Source organism: Eisenbergiella tayi (genome assembly GCF_001881565.1).
GTDB classification, from domain to species: Bacteria; Bacillota; Clostridia; order Lachnospirales; family Lachnospiraceae; genus Eisenbergiella; species Eisenbergiella tayi.
This window is the reverse complement of the sequence record NZ_MPDJ01000007.1, coordinates 1-12,241: the sequence shown is the minus strand read 5'-3', so window position 1 is coordinate 12,241 and position 12,241 is coordinate 1. Positions and strand designations below refer to the sequence as shown.

Annotated in this window: 12 protein-coding genes; 5 read left to right on the top strand and 7 right to left on the bottom strand. The window is 48.2% G+C overall.

Going from position 1 to position 12,241, the window contains the following annotated elements; translation table 11 throughout:
• Nucleotides 1-52 precede the first annotated feature (52 nt).
• A complete protein-coding gene (locus BLA28_RS23870) occupies nucleotides 53-937 on the bottom strand; it encodes an RpnC/YadD family protein (protein WP_069158414.1) in 885 nt (294 codons plus the stop codon).
• A 578-nt stretch (nucleotides 938-1,515) separates the two neighbouring features.
• On the opposite strand from BLA28_RS23870, the gene BLA28_RS23865 reads away from it, so the two are divergent.
• Nucleotides 1,516-1,782: a hypothetical protein gene (locus tag BLA28_RS23865; RefSeq protein WP_009250103.1), complete on the top strand. Its 267-nt coding sequence runs from the start codon at nucleotides 1,516-1,518 to the stop codon at nucleotides 1,780-1,782.
• An 88-nt stretch (nucleotides 1,783-1,870) separates the two neighbouring features.
• On the opposite strand, the gene BLA28_RS23860 is transcribed toward BLA28_RS23865, so the two are convergent.
• Complete coding sequence (locus BLA28_RS23860) at nucleotides 1,871-2,941, bottom strand: ArsR/SmtB family transcription factor (protein ID WP_069158413.1); 1,071 nt, start codon at nucleotides 2,939-2,941, stop codon at nucleotides 1,871-1,873.
• Nucleotides 2,932-4,197 carry an MFS transporter gene (locus tag BLA28_RS23855; RefSeq protein WP_069158412.1) on the bottom strand — a complete coding sequence of 422 codons (1,266 nt, stop codon included), beginning with the start codon at nucleotides 4,195-4,197 and terminating at the stop codon, nucleotides 2,932-2,934. The genes BLA28_RS23860 and BLA28_RS23855 overlap by 10 nt, the downstream gene beginning before the upstream one ends.
• A 382-nt stretch (nucleotides 4,198-4,579) precedes the next feature.
• Between BLA28_RS23855 and BLA28_RS23850 the strand changes: the two genes are divergently transcribed.
• Nucleotides 4,580-5,674, top strand: a complete 1,095-nt coding sequence (locus BLA28_RS23850) for an acyltransferase family protein (protein ID WP_069158411.1) — start codon at nucleotides 4,580-4,582, stop codon at nucleotides 5,672-5,674.
• A 94-nt stretch (nucleotides 5,675-5,768) separates the two neighbouring features.
• Here BLA28_RS23850 and BLA28_RS23845 read toward each other — a convergent pair whose 3' ends face one another.
• The 3 genes from BLA28_RS23845 to BLA28_RS23835 form a co-directional block, all read right to left on the bottom strand.
• On the bottom strand, nucleotides 5,769-6,599 hold the full coding sequence (locus BLA28_RS23845) for a Cof-type HAD-IIB family hydrolase (RefSeq protein WP_069158410.1): 831 nt from the start codon (nucleotides 6,597-6,599) through the stop codon (nucleotides 5,769-5,771).
• Nucleotides 6,592-7,449 (bottom strand): PHP domain-containing protein, encoded by an 858-nt coding sequence (locus tag BLA28_RS23840; RefSeq protein ID WP_069158409.1) that lies wholly within the window; start codon nucleotides 7,447-7,449, stop codon nucleotides 6,592-6,594. The genes BLA28_RS23845 and BLA28_RS23840 overlap by 8 nt, the downstream gene beginning before the upstream one ends.
• A gap of 71 nt (nucleotides 7,450-7,520) precedes the next feature.
• Nucleotides 7,521-9,158, bottom strand: a complete 1,638-nt coding sequence (locus BLA28_RS23835; protein ID WP_069158408.1) for an ABC-F family ATP-binding cassette domain-containing protein — start codon at nucleotides 9,156-9,158, stop codon at nucleotides 7,521-7,523.
• A 686-nt stretch (nucleotides 9,159-9,844) separates the two neighbouring features.
• Here BLA28_RS23835 and BLA28_RS23825 point away from each other — a divergent pair.
• The 3 genes from BLA28_RS23825 (at nucleotide 9,845) to BLA28_RS23815 (ending at nucleotide 11,088) form a co-directional block, all read left to right on the top strand.
• Entirely contained in the window at nucleotides 9,845-10,198 is a 354-nt protein-coding gene (locus tag BLA28_RS23825; protein ID WP_044966561.1) for a PadR family transcriptional regulator, read from the top strand.
• Nucleotides 10,199-10,279: 81 nt separating this feature from the next.
• Nucleotides 10,280-10,822, top strand: a complete 543-nt coding sequence (locus BLA28_RS23820) for a DUF2812 domain-containing protein (protein ID WP_069158406.1) — start codon at nucleotides 10,280-10,282, stop codon at nucleotides 10,820-10,822.
• 14 nt (nucleotides 10,823-10,836) lie between these two features.
• The gene (locus tag BLA28_RS23815; protein ID WP_044966558.1) at nucleotides 10,837-11,088 is read left to right on the top strand and encodes a Smr/MutS family protein; all 252 of its coding nucleotides are present in this window, start codon (nucleotides 10,837-10,839) and stop codon (nucleotides 11,086-11,088) included.
• A 280-nt stretch (nucleotides 11,089-11,368) separates the two neighbouring features.
• Here the strand turns inward: BLA28_RS23815 and BLA28_RS23810 are convergent.
• On the bottom strand, nucleotides 11,369-12,241 hold an 873-nt coding region (locus tag BLA28_RS23810), incomplete at its 5' end, for an alpha/beta fold hydrolase (RefSeq protein WP_071699524.1).

Here is a 12,241-nt window from a genome sequence, read left to right as displayed (position 1 = left end):
CCTTTTTTCTTTCCTATAATATCCGGTTCGGTTCCTTCCAATTACGTAAGTATCAATCCCAATAATGCCGTACCCTTTCCTGAGCCTCCTGTTCACTGATGTTAAACCGAAGTTTCAGTTTTTCTGCCGTCTGTTCAAAGGTCAGGTTCATTTCTTTACAGATTTCTATAATTCCTTGTTCTATTCCCAGGGCAATTCCCTCTTCCATGCCGTTCTTATACTCGCTTGCACGGATTTTTCTCATTTCCTCTTCTTCATTGTATTCAAAGATTGACACTGCTATCACCTCCGCTCTTTGTGCCGACAGGAAATCTGCCAGAATGCCTTCTCTGATGCATTCCGTTACTGCCCGCTCAACCGCTTCCTCAATTCGCATGCTCTTTGCATATTTTCTGACCCGATCTACGTACTGGCTGTATTCCTTCAATGTCCTGCATTTTTCCATCAAATCTTTATTGTGGCCCAAATTGATGTTCAGCATGAGTACCTTCAGTTCCAGCTCCGGTTCCGCCGTTTCTTTTTCAAAAGCATCTGACAGACACAGGATTTGCCTTTCCGGCTGCTCCCCTGTGCCATTGTAAAATACAACGAACCGGGGCACCGGAATTTTCACCAGTGTGGAAGAATAGATTGTCTCATCCCGCGCATATTTTTCCAGCTGTTTGGCAATGTATACCAAATCCCTCAGCGGCATATTGGGATTATACGTTGCCTGGTGCTCGTACAGATTCAGCTCAGAATCCAGCAGGAACGAGATATCGTTCTTAAAATTCATATATATTGCATTGTCCAGGGTACAGATTGTCAGGCCGTCCGGGCTGTTATACGCGGAACCATTCAGCGCGTTGTACAATTCCAGCAATTCCTTCTTTTCCCGAAATAGCATTCGGAAAACCGTATCCTTTTGATTCCTTACTACGTGCAGTTCTTCTACCATAAGCTGCTCCTTTCTGTTTGTGTACGGAGCAGCCTTCTCATTCAGCCGCTCCTGCTTTCTTTGTTGGATAGTAAGCATAGAGTTTCTGAATTGAGAATAGAAATTAGACGGCACATATAGCCAAGATTCGTTAGAAATTTATGCTTGCGTTTATTTTATCACTACTTTTACGTAAATTCAACATTTCCTGTCGGGAATTTTCTTTGTAACGATTTAGCTCATCTCCGTCTTTCGGGCCTTTGTTTCCGGCCTGGGGTTCCTTCCCCTCCGCTGCCGGTTCCGTCCATGCAGAGGATCCTGTAAGGGGCGTATAAACTCGCCGGTTCTTAGGCTGCGTACTTTGCTGCCTTAGTACCGCTGCGTGTTTATCCGAGCGAGAGCGTCCCCTATAAGGACCTCTGCATGGACGGAACCGGCAGCGGAGGGGAAGGAACCCCAGGCCGGAAACGAAGGCCCGAAAGACGGAGAGGGGCTGAACCGTTACAAAGAATCATGCTGATTCTGAAAAAAGTCTTGCACAAACCTTATGGAAACGGTATATTTTATTTAGAAGAACCAAGTAGGAAGGAGGGAAGAAGATGCACGATTATGATGACGCGGTTGTAATGTGTTTTCTTAAGCACCAGGGTCAGCTCTTTCCTGAAGAAGATGTGGCTTCCAATTTGGAAGATGCAGAAGCTTTTCTGGAAGAGTGTATGGCAGTTGTGGTGGATTCCGCTGAAGAAGTCAGGGATTATTTTGAAGAAGCCGGCATTGATATGGAAGGTGCTGATTTGGACGAAATTCTTGAAGCGGATGAGGTATTTGACGTGGGTGACGGAAGATATCTGATTGTGGAAGGCTGAAGCTTCGACAGGCAGACAACAAGAGGAAAGAACATGGGCGGCAGGCCGGTACTGCCGCCTTTAAAACAGGTATGTAAAACGGGCGTTTCTATAGAAGAAGCCTGTTCTGTACCTGTCGCAGAACCTCACCCACCTGTTCCTTATCCAGGCTGTAATAAATCCGTTTCCCCTGCTGCCGTATCCGGATCAGCCCTTCCTGGAGAAGCTCGCTCATGTGGTAGGAGATGGTGGCTGTGGTCAGCCCGAACCTGTCCGCTATTTCTTTCCCATAATGCGGCGTATCCTTTATGTAAAGAAGGATTTCCATTTTCGTTCCGTCGGCCAGCAGCTCCAACGCATGCTGCCCAAGATTCCGGTACCAGGATTCCAGTACCTTTTCCCGCATCAAAAAGCCTATTCGGATAACCAGCACATCTTCCTGCGGCTCTCCGTCGTCCATATTTAGGACCATGAAAGGTCCGTTCACCAGGTTAGGCACAATTTCCACCGCCCGGTACAGGCTTTCGTCCACATATACGCCCGTCATTCCGCAGAAATCCGACAGACTTTTTTTGGCAAAATAAGCCTGCCATTCCTGCTGCATCCGTAACGCCTGCCGCTGCATCTGTGTCCTGTACGGGAGCAGGAGCGGCAATGCCTCTTCCAGCAGCGCCCCCAGCTCATCAAGGCTTTCTTCATAGGATTCAAACGCCAGGATCAGCCTGCCCTGAAATTTTTCTTCCAGATCCAGTTTTTTCACACTGGCGGCAAACCTGCGCCGTTCCTCTTTTTTGAGGTTTAAAGTTTCACCGATCCGGTCAAAGGCCGGGAAATCATCCAGCGGATACTGCCGGAACTCGTTCAGCGCCAGCGCCTTCATCTCTTCCACACTGTCTGTCTGTTCCCCTCCGAAGGTCCATACAAGGCACTTCGCCAGGCATTCCAGCCCCTCCTTCTGAAACGGCTCAAAATATTTCCGGATAGCCGGAGTTACCGGGATTTCCTTTGCCATTGCCAGGAATTCTTTCTGTAAAGCCAGTTCTTCCGTCAGCTCCTGTTCAAATTTTCTGAGATTCCACAGATATTTATTTTCTGAAAACTCTTCTTTATTTGCTGCGAGAAACAGAAGCTCCATTGCTTCCCGGATCATCCAGCATTCTTTTTTTATGATTAATTCCATTTTTCCTCATTTCTGCCCGCCTTTGAATCGTCGGGCAACAGCTCGTTCAATTTCCCGGAGACCTTCAGCACCGCCATAATCAGGAGAAACAGGATTCCCGATGCCGTCAGGAGAGCGGGCACCTTAACCAGCCTGGCCGCCGCCGATACGAGAAAGGAGGTGGCCGGTACCGCCGCCAGGCAAAGGGCATTTGCCAGTCCGGTTTCCCTGGACATATAATGAATCGGTATCGCTTTCATGATCATGACTGCCAGCGCCGTGTTTAAAAAGCCGATGGACACCCCGAAAACCAGTGATGAAAGGCCCAGGATGGGGTAAAAAAATATATTTTGGGCAATATGCGCACAGCCTGCCAGGACAAGATAAAAACCTCCATTCAGTATACCACATAAAAGCAGAGCTTTGTCAATTGCCACCCTTTTTGCAAGAAAAGGATAGAGGAACGCGCCAAGCAGCATCCCTCCTGACAGGGCGGCGCCCATAAAGGATAAGGTTTCCCCGCCCTTTTGATAAATATCCTTTACCAGTGCGGACTGCAGCGCCTGCATCGGCGTAAGCATCGCATTCAGAAGGCCGCAGAGCAGAACAAGCAGCAGCAGCTTCCGTGAGTCTCTTAAAAAGGAAATTCCTTCCTTCAGCGTTTTTCCATAGCTTTCAGCCTGCTGTTTCTGAAGCTCTTCCTGCAGCCCCAGCGGCAGGATCAAAAGTGCCGCTGTCAGAAAACAGGACGCATCCACGAGCAGTGCTCCATAAATCCCCAGCCAGGCAATCAGCACACCAGCCAGCCCGGTTCCCGCCAGTTCCATAATACGCCCGCCTCCCTGCAGCATGGAGGTCCCGTATTCATATTCCTCTTCCTTCAAAAGCCTGGGCAGTGCCCCGTTAGTAGCCGGGCTGCGGAAGGCTTCCAGTGTGGAAACCGCAAAGGTGATGCACAGCAGCATATACGGCGCCAGCATCTTGCCCAGGTACAGAGCCCGAATCAGCATGACCAGCAGAAAACGCCCCAGATCCATCAGTATCAGGACCTTTTTCTTGTGCATGCGTTCCACCCACGCGCCGGCAAGCGGCTGAATCACTATGGAGGGTATGTAATTGATCCCCATCGCCAGTGCCGAAACTGCGGCCGAACCGCTGAGCAGATAGATAAGCCAGCTCATCGTGAGCACATCCACGGAATCCCCCAGCCTGTTCAACAGAAAAGAACATAAAAATTTACCAAAAGAGGTATTTTTCCTAAAATTAGTGAAATTCATATCCTGTCTCCTTATATTTGAAATATTTCTAACATATGTTTGCGTAAAGACTATCATACTATAAGATAAAAGTCAATTATATATTAGATGAAAATCAAATATAAAGACGCCAATAGAAATTTTGATTTATCTCCCTGTTTTGTGACTATGTTTTCGTCCATGTTTTCGATCTAAAAGCATTGACCTTCAGGGAACAGAGATGGTATACTGAATTCAGTTATGAGATCGTGAAATAAAGAGAAAACAGGATTGCAGCTATGCCGCTATAGATTACGACATTGCCCAGGCTTTTAGGCCGCCTTCCGGTCACAGGATGACCCTTAGGAGGATGTGAAAAGAAATCGCAGGCCTTGTTTTGAAAAAAAGGAGAGATTGTTTTTAGATGATTCAAGGGAAAAAACAGCAGATTGGATGGATTAACTGTGCCAAATTTTTCGCAATTCTGGCGGTTCTGGTTGATCATGTTAAGGGGATTCTGTATGAGGATGAAACGATCCAGTACATATTCTTCTATTCTGTAACCGTATTCATTTTCCTGGCGGGGATGACGGCTTATTATTCCCTGCAGGACAGGAAAGCTGAGGAGACGGGCGGAAAATGGGTGCTCAGGAGGCTGGGGAGGATTCTTGTCCCTTATCTGGCGGCGGTGGCTGTTTATCAGTTCGCCAGAACGGGATTTCAGCTGAATCTGGGGGCTTATGTGCTGTGGGCGCTGAATTTCAATCTGGAAGGCCAGTTCTATTATGTTCTGATTTATCTCCAGCTGACAGCCATTGCTCCGGTGCTTTATCTGTTTGTTATGAACTGCAGGAGAGGAAAGGCCAGCTTCCTGTTCCGTATTGCTTTTCTGGCGCTGGCCTGGATGGCATCCAGCTTCCTGATGAGACACAGCTTTGCCCTGGAAACCTACGGCGGAGGGAAATATCTGCTGGGAGGCACCTATTTCTTTGTTTTTGCAGCCGGGATGCTGGCGGCCGATCTGCATATCTGTTTCAGGGAAAAGAGGACGGCGGGAATCGCATCTGTTGGGGCAGGCCTGCTTTTGGCTGCGTCCATGGCCTTCCTTCTGCATGACCGCTTTGCATGGGACGAGTCCATGTTCGGATGGCTGCTGCGGGTGAATCCTCCCGGAATTACCCTGATGCTTTATTCTCTTGCCATCATTCTCTTCTTGTTTGCGGGCTGTTCCTTCCTGCTGCTGTGGAATAAAAAGGGTATAAACAGGATTCTGCAGTTTATTCAGTATATAGGGAGATATACGCTGTATATTTTCTTATACCATACTCTGATCCTTGATATGCTTCTGCCGGAGCTGACCTTCCTGGACAGCCTTCCGGGAGCCGTAAAAACCTTTTCGTATATGGCGGTAATGATCCTTCTTCCGATAGCGGGAAAAGAGCTGTACGACTTCCTGAAACGCAGGATGAGGGATAAAGCGGGAAAAGAGGAAAGAGCGCTGAAGGAGAATTTGGAATAACAGCAGACAAAAACAGGAAGCCGATCTCAAGGGGATGCGGCTTCCTGTTTTTGTCCTGTTTTATTGGTATTCCATAAACGCTTCTGCAGAAATGTCAGCACAGGATAAATTTTTCAATGGCCTGAATCAGGCCGTTATGGTCATTGTCCAGAGACGTGATAAAATCGGCGGCCTCTTTTACATCAGGATCCGCGTTTGCCATTGCCACGCCTGTGCCCGCAGCCAGAAGCATGGAAATATCGTTGGGTGCATCACCGGCGGCAATGCTGTTTTCTTCGGGAATGCCGAATATACGGCATACCTCAAGGATAGCATTCCCCTTTCCGGCTTCGTGGCTGTAAAATTCAAGATACTGGTCATTGGAAAACTGCGCGGTGATTTGCCCGGCATATTTACGCTCCACCTTTTCCTTTAAGGCCTCCAGTCTGTCTTTATCGGTGAGGTGGATGCAATGGACCTTATACGGCGGACGGGGCAGTACAGAAAGGATGTCGGAAGCCGTGATAAGGGGCATATGGATTCGTTCCCGGTAATGGATAACTTCTTTATCTTCCTGCCTGCATACGATTTCGTGATCCGTATAGGTCTGGGAGTGGATCCCCATTTCATCGGCCATGGCCATGATATCGGCAACGATGGGGAAGGAAACGGTTTTTTCCATAAGAGGAGTACGGGCGGAGCAGTCATAAATCAGGCTTCCGTTATTGGAAATAATCAGGGTTCCCGGATAGAACAGGTCTGCGGCCTCCATGACCTCCAGAATGCTGTCCAGGGGGCGGCCGGAGGTGAGCACCAGCTTATGGCCGGCCTCTGTCAGGCGGTTCAGGGTTTCCTTCATGGCAGGGGAAACCGTACTGTCACTTAACAGAAGCGTTCCATCCATGTCGGTAAATAATATTTTAGGCGTATGAGTTTCCTTATTCATCAAATAATTCCTTCCTTTTTAATCGCAGTGCCTCCAGGATATCAGCGGAAATCTGAAGTTTTCCATAGCCGGTGGCCATTTCCAGTCCGGGCTTGCTCTTCCCGTGAAAATCAGAACCGCCGCTGATCAGAAGATCGTTTTTTTCGGCCAGCCGTTTCATTTCCCTCTCTTCCCTGGGCGAATAGGTGGAATATACGGCCTCTATCCCCACAAGGCCCGCCTTCTTCAGCCGGGCGACCAGGGTCTGCAGGGCATCTTTTCCCATATGGTAAAGGGTAGGATGGGCGAGGATGGGAAGCCCTTTCGCGTCAAGAATGAGATGGACGGCCTGCTCCGGCGTTACTTTTTCTCTGGGGACAAAATAGCGGCAGCGATCTCCCACATACCTTTCGAAGGCTTCCGGGAGGCTTTTTATATAGCCATGCTCCAAAAGATATCTCGCATAATGCCCTCGGGTAATGACAGAACCGGGGAAGGCTTCTTTCAGCTTGTCAAAAGAAATATCGATTCCCGCTTCCTGAAGGTTCCTGCACATTTTTTCATTCCTGAGAATGCGGGAATCCACAAAAGCCTGGATCTGCTGGCGGAAGGACGGCATTTTATAATCAATGAACAGTCCGAGAATATGGATATCCTTTCCCATATATTCGGTGGAAAATTCGATGCCGGGTATGATTTCAAGGGAATTGCCGGAATTATATTCTATTGCTTCATCAAGGCCGTCTATCGTGTCATGATCTGTGAGCGCGAAGGCGTCCAGCCCTTTTTCTCCGGCCAGATCAACCAGCTGTGACGGGGAAAGGCTGCCGTCGGATTTGGTGGAATGGACATGTAAATCTACTGTATGCATGCTGATAACCTCATATTCTGTCAAAAAAGGGAAAGCATTCCGTACAGGACGGCAGCTTTCCCCTCATTGGATTAATTTTCGTCATCTTCCTTATCGGCGGTATAAACCGTACGTTTTCTGGCCATGGCATCACTCGCCAGATATTCATCGTAAGTGGTGATTTTGTCAATCAGCGTTCCATCCGAAAGGATCTCCATAATACGGTTGGCCGTAGTCTGCACAAACTGATGGTCGCGGCAGGCGAAAAGCGTCACGCCGGGATACTTGATAAGCCCGTTGTTAAGGGCGGTAATGGATTCCATATCCAGGTGATTCGTGGGTTCGTCCAGAATCAGGCAGTTGGCGCCGGAAATCATCATTTTGGAAAGGAGGCAGCGCACCTTTTCACCACCGGAAAGGATTTTTACCTTCTTCACACCGTCTTCCCCTGCAAAAAGCATACGTCCCAGGAAACCGCGCACATAAGTGATGTCATCCACAGGAGAATATCCCATGAGCCAGTCGGCAATGGTATAATCGTTGTCAAATTCCCTGGAGCTGTCCTTGGGGAAGTAAGCCTGGGAAGTAGTAACACCCCATTTAAAGCTTCCTTCATCCGGCTCCAGCTCACCCATCAGTATCTGGAAGAGGGTGGTTTTGGCAAGCTCATTGCTTCCCACAAATGCTATTTTATCATTATGCCCCACAATAAAGGAAATATTGTTCAGCACCTTTTCTCCGTTAATGGTCTTGGAAAGCCCTTCCACAGTAAGCACTTCATTGCCGATCTCCCTGTCGGGACGGAAATCGATATAAGGATATTTTCTGCTGGAAGGCCTGATATCATCCAGTTCGATTTTTTCCAGGGCCTTTTTCCTGGAGGTAGCCTGCTTGGATTTGGAAGCGTTGGCGGAGAAGCGGGAAATGAAGTCCTGCAGCTCCTTGATCTTTTCTTCCTTCTTTTTATTGGCCTCCTTCATCTGCTTGATAAGCAGCTGGCTGGACTCATACCAGAAATCATAGTTGCCGGCGTAAAGCTGGATTTTGCCGTAGTCAATGTCCGCTATATGGGTGCAGACCTTGTTCAGGAAATAACGGTCATGGGAAACCACGATAACCGTATTGTCAAAGTTGATAAGGAATTCTTCCAGCCATGCGATGGCATCCAGATCCAAATGGTTGGTAGGCTCATCCAGAAGCAGGATATCAGGATTGCCGAAAAGCGCCTTGGCGAGGAGAACCTTAACCTTCTGGCTTCCGTTCAGATCCTTCATCAGGGAATAATGGAATTCCGTATCCACGCCCAGGCCGTTCAGAAGGCTGGCGGCATTGGATTCCGCTTCCCAGCCGTCCATTTCGGCGAATTCCCCTTCCAGCTCGCTGGCGCGTATTCCGTCTTCGTCGCTGAAATCTTCCTTGGCGTAGATGGCATCTTTTTCCTTCATGATTTCATAAAGGCGGGCATTGCCCATGATTACGGTATCCAGTACGGTGAAATCATCATATTTGAAATGATCCTGTTCCAATACGGAAAGACGCTGTCCGGGAGTGATTATGACATCACCGTTGGTAGGCTCCAGCGCACCGGAAAGGATTTTCAGGAAGGTGGACTTGCCGGCGCCGTTGGCACCGATAAGGCCGTAACAGTTGCCTTCCGTAAATTTAATATTAACATCTTCAAAAAGCGCCTTTTTCCCGAGACGCAGGGTTACATTGCTTGCACTAATCATGTTTGATAGCTCCTCCATAAAACGCGGCGGTCATAACTGAAATGAACCGACAATTTCTTCTTAGTTTATTCCTGCGGGCAGCGAGCCGGACGGACGCGCCCACCAGGCGGCTGCCGCGAGGGTAATTATGTCATGTATCTTGCCGCCTTTACCTATTTTACAGAAAAACAGGGAATTTGCAAGCCATTCTTGAAAAATTCTATGTAAAAGGTGGCAGTACAGCCATATCCTGTGCCCCATGCCTTCCGCCGGCCGGGGTGTCCTTTTGCTGCAGCTTTCCGTTCCGCCGGTTCTATGTACCCTGCGCAGGCACGTTTCCACTCTGCCAAAAACGCAGCGGTACTAAGATTGCACAGGACGCAATCTAAGGACCGGCGTTTTTAGAAGGCCTTTGCAGGGTACATAGAACCGGCGGGACGGAAAGCTGCAGCAAAAGGACACCCCGGCCGGCGGAAGGCATGGGGCACAGGATATGGCTGTACTGCAATTGTAAAAGGGCTGTAGGAGAAAAGGAATGAGAGTATGTATGGGAGAGTATGGAATAATAGAGCATGGCAAAAAGTGGGAAAATAAAATAAAGAGTATATGTTGACATGCGACATATGTCGTGATACGATATAGAAGGATAATATATCGAATGACGACATAGCGTGAGGCGATATAGTCTTCGGAAAGGAGATGAGAGTATGGAGCCAAAGAGGGAACCGCTGACAGAGAGTTATTTTTACATACTTCTGTGTCTGTACAGCCATGCAAACCATGGATACGGAATAATGCAGGAAGCAGGACGGCTGTCAGGGGGGCGTGTGAAGATCGGTTCAGGGACGATGTATGGTGCTGTGAGCAACATGATAAAGAAGGGCTGGATCATGGAGTCTGACGAAGAATCGGAGGAACTGCAGAACCGGGGACAGGGAGTGAAGAAAAAGCAATATGTTCTGACGGGTGCAGGAAGAAGGATTCTGGAGGAAGAGATCCTGCGGCTTACGGAATTGCTTGAAAGTGCGGAAAAGGTGACAGGAAGCAGGCCATTGCATTAATATTTGTATAGAGAGAACGAGAAGAAAATCTGCTGCCCGCCGGATGGCAATTTTTCTTCGCGAAACATGGAGGATTAAAGGATGAATACCAAAATATCATGCAGGACATATATGGCATGGGATTATGATAAGGAAGAAGAGCATCTGGACGAAATGTCCGAAAAAGGCTGGCAGCTGAAAAAGGGAGGCTGTTTTTTCAGTGTTTATACCAGGCAGCCGGGTGTGGTATACCGCAACAGGATCGATTATAATCCTGACGCGGTCAATTCTCCGGAGGAAAAGAGAAGGTATCTGGAGCTGTTCGAAGAGCAGGGATGGGAATATGTGGGAAATACCTATAACGGCTGGATATATTTTAAGAAGAAATATGTTCCGGGAACACCGGAAGAAGAATATGAAATATATACGGATGCAGAATCCCTGCAAAGCCTTCTTGACAGATGGAAACGTCTGGGTATTTTACTGAGTGTGCTTCTGCTTGTGCTTACCGCAATTTATACGGTTATGTCTTTTGGGGGCAGATATTATAATATTATATTCGTCGCATTTTATGTTGTGCTGTTGGTTTGGATTCAATGGGGAATGCGCCGGATGAGGAAAAAAGTTACCGGCGGCAGGGCATAAAGGGAGGCGGATATATGAACGCGGGTATATGGGAGCTGGATCTTCATGGAAAAAACGTCCTTCAGGCGAAGCAGGAGGTGGACGCCGCCTTGAAAAAGGCGGACAGCAGCGTCTACAGGCTGCGGATAATCCATGGCTTTCACGGCGGCACGGGTATCCGGAGCATGCTTCAGGAAGAGTACAGCTATGGAAGAGAGCCTAAGGTCATACGCATTCAGGGCGGGGTTAATCCGGGAATTACGGAGCTTGTATTAAGAGATTATTAGTCGGAGATAACATAGTTTGGTAAGAGGAAAGTCCTGATTATCGGACTCTGTATATGCTATTCTTAAACCATCGAAGGGCTCACAGGAGCCTGACAGGAGAAGCGAGTAAACAGTTTAGGTTTAATAATAGCAGAAAGGAGCCGCGGTATGAAAGGATTTTATGTTGGAGAAGGATACATGGGATGTGTAAACGGACAGTATATGCTTTTTGCAGACGAGGCTGATTATATGGATTATGTGGAGGAGCAGGCGTAAGAGTCTGCTCCTCTTTTAAGTACGGTTATTCTGCCAAAGAAGCCAGAATACTGTTGAATTTTTCATTTTCACTCCACTGGGGGAAGTGGCAGGATTTTTCAAACCAGAAGAACTGTTTGTCGGATTCCAGAGTATCGAAGTACTTTTTAATCAGCGCCGACGACACATGGCTGTCATACCGTCCCTCTATAAAAATAACAGGAACGTCATATTTTGTGCAGTTTTCAAAATCTGTCTGCATGAGCTCCTGCCACAGGCAACGTATTGCCTGCAGGCTGCCTTTCTGGCGGCGGTACAAATCAACGGGAGTGTAACTGCGTGAAAACAAAAAGGGCTTTATCAGCATGTTATAGCTGCTTTTTCCATACAGAGATCCCTTATATTTGACCACGAGTCCCGTGACAAAGAGGAGATCATGCAGCCAGTCCTCCCCGGTATAGGAACAGTCTGTCCGTTTCAGCCTTTCCAGCTCTTTTCCGACGGCGTGGCTGAGCGCGAAATCATAGGCCTCCCGACAGGCTTTTTTCATATGGATAACCTGACCGCAGCCGATATAAGTATGGATTTTGTCCGGATGCTGTCTGATATAGGTAAGCCCGAGGACACTGCCCCAGGAATGGCCCACGAGATAAAGTTTTTCCTGGCCGAACCGTTTAAGCAGCAATTCGGTCAGCGTGTGGAGATCCTCCAGGAAGTGGGCTATAGTGATGCCTTCCGGGCCGAATTTATAGTAGGATTTTCCTGCGCCCCGCTGCTCCCACACGACAACCGTATAATGTTTTTCCAAATCCCGGTTATATTTCAGAACCAGAGGAAGCGCGGCATCCCCCGGGCCTCCGTGCAGATAGAGCAGTAAGGGTGCGTTTTCCTTTTCCGATCGGATGGATACATATTGAGC

Excerpts from the sequence above, each read along its gene's own strand:
- BLA28_RS23870 (WP_069158414.1), bottom strand. The coding sequence starts at position 937 with ATGGTAGAAGAACTGCACGTAGTAAGGAATCAAAAGGATACGGTTTTC.
- BLA28_RS23865 (WP_009250103.1), top strand. The coding sequence starts at position 1,516 with ATGCACGATTATGATGACGCGGTTGTAATGTGTTTTCTTAAGCACCAG.
- BLA28_RS23860 (WP_069158413.1), bottom strand. The coding sequence starts at position 2,941 with ATGGAATTAATCATAAAAAAAGAATGCTGGATGATCCGGGAAGCAATG.
- BLA28_RS23855 (WP_069158412.1), bottom strand. The coding sequence starts at position 4,197 with ATGAATTTCACTAATTTTAGGAAAAATACCTCTTTTGGTAAATTTTTA.
- BLA28_RS23850 (WP_069158411.1), top strand. The coding sequence starts at position 4,580 with ATGATTCAAGGGAAAAAACAGCAGATTGGATGGATTAACTGTGCCAAA.
- BLA28_RS23845 (WP_069158410.1), bottom strand. The coding sequence starts at position 6,599 with ATGAATAAGGAAACTCATACGCCTAAAATATTATTTACCGACATGGAT.
- BLA28_RS23840 (WP_069158409.1), bottom strand. The coding sequence starts at position 7,449 with ATGCATACAGTAGATTTACATGTCCATTCCACCAAATCCGACGGCAGC.
- BLA28_RS23835 (WP_069158408.1), bottom strand. The coding sequence starts at position 9,158 with ATGATTAGTGCAAGCAATGTAACCCTGCGTCTCGGGAAAAAGGCGCTT.
- BLA28_RS23825 (WP_044966561.1), top strand. The coding sequence starts at position 9,845 with ATGGAGCCAAAGAGGGAACCGCTGACAGAGAGTTATTTTTACATACTT.
- BLA28_RS23820 (WP_069158406.1), top strand. The coding sequence starts at position 10,280 with ATGAATACCAAAATATCATGCAGGACATATATGGCATGGGATTATGAT.
- BLA28_RS23815 (WP_044966558.1), top strand. The coding sequence starts at position 10,837 with ATGAACGCGGGTATATGGGAGCTGGATCTTCATGGAAAAAACGTCCTT.